This window comes from Streptomyces sp. NBRC 110611, assembly GCF_001590865.1.
Classification (GTDB): domain Bacteria; phylum Actinomycetota; class Actinomycetes; order Streptomycetales; family Streptomycetaceae; genus Streptomyces.
The window spans coordinates 1-733 of sequence record NZ_BBUY01000021.1 but is presented as its reverse complement, the minus strand read 5'-3'; the positions used below and the strand labels follow the sequence as shown (position 1 = coordinate 733).

Here is a 733-nt window from a genome sequence, read left to right as displayed (position 1 = left end):
CCCTGATCGCCGACAGTCAAAGAGGCCCCTCCAGGGTGGGGATCATGGTGAGGTCCGTGACCCACAGCCGGTTCGGCTCGGCGGCGAAGAAGTCGCGTTGCACGAGGTCGGGGGAGAGTTCGGCATCCGGATCGCGGCGAGTGAATCCCTTGCCTGCCCGGCGTGGGCTGACGCCGGACAGGCCGGCTTCGCGCATGAGTCGCTCGACCCGTTTGCGGCCGATGCGGACGCCCTCGCGTGTGAGAACGGCGTGCACGCGGGGCGAGCCATAGATCTCCCCGGACTCGTCGTGGACCCGCCGGATCCTCCCGGTCAGCTCGGCGTCCTGGCGGCGCCGTTCGCACGGCTCCCTCCGCTTGCCGCCAGCGGTAGTAGGCGGAGGACGGAATATGGAGTTCCAGGAGTACGGGCTCGCCCCCCAGGTACGGGTGCTCGTCGATGAGTGCGGCCACCTGGGCCGGGTCGGGTCGAGCTGAGCGGCGAAAGAGCCGAGGCCGTCCGCAGGACCTCGTTCGCCCGGCGCAGTTCCCGCACCTCGCGCCGCAGCTGGGCGAGTTCTTCCTTCTCCTCGGTGGTGAGTGGGTCGTCCCGCTCGCCGGCATCTGCCTCGGCCTGGCGAATCCGGCCGCGCAGGGCCTCGTGATGCACGCCGAGTTCCTCGGCCATACGGCGGATCGCGGGCTTCGGCTCGGCGGCGCGGTACATCCGCACCGCATGCTCACGCAACTCCAGC

At 70.4% G+C, this 733-nt stretch carries 2 protein-coding genes; both read right to left on the bottom strand.

All coding sequences use genetic code 11. The annotated features are described in order from the left end of the window. Positions 1–16 precede the first annotated feature (16 nt). Positions 17–316, bottom strand: coding sequence for an IS3 family transposase (locus tag AZE13_RS28745; protein ID WP_258528058.1), 300 nt, complete (start codon positions 314–316; stop codon positions 17–19). Next, on the bottom strand, positions 313–705 hold the full coding sequence (locus AZE13_RS39345; protein ID WP_398780249.1) for a transposase: 393 nt from the start codon (positions 703–705) through the stop codon (positions 313–315). Before AZE13_RS39345 ends, AZE13_RS28745 begins: the two co-directional genes overlap by 4 nt. Positions 706–733 lie beyond the last annotated feature (28 nt).

Bases quoted from the DNA above. Each gene is read 5' to 3' on its own strand.
- AZE13_RS39345 (WP_398780249.1), bottom strand. From the start codon at position 705: ATGTACCGCGCCGCCGAGCCGAAGCCCGCGATCCGCCGTATGGCCGAG.